Below are 265 nucleotides of genomic sequence, written 5' to 3' on the forward strand. Positions count from 1 at the left end.
TTCATCAAGAACAATGACTGAGTGTGGTACTTGTTCGTACGGAATCTTTTCTTGTTGGCGTTTTAAGCGCCAGCGTTTTCCGTTGTTGATAATGTTTTGCTGCTCGATTGTCAACGCCACGTAGGTCATGGCATTGAAAATATCCTTGGTATTCAGAAGTCCCGATACATCGTAGCGGACAAATAGTTCTTTACTTAAATCTGGAAACGTTGTTGTTCCGTTAAAAACAGCCCCATGCTTCGTTGCCATCGTTTCAAACGTTGCA

At 42.3% G+C, this 265-nt stretch carries 1 pseudogene; it reads right to left on the reverse strand.

The features are described 5' to 3' along the window. A pseudogene (locus IV71_RS06620) lies at window positions 1-265 on the reverse strand (helicase HerA domain-containing protein); the annotation flags it as partial.

Source organism: Fructobacillus fructosus KCTC 3544, from assembly GCF_001438695.1.
Taxonomy (GTDB): Bacteria; Bacillota; Bacilli; order Lactobacillales; family Lactobacillaceae; genus Fructobacillus; species Fructobacillus fructosus.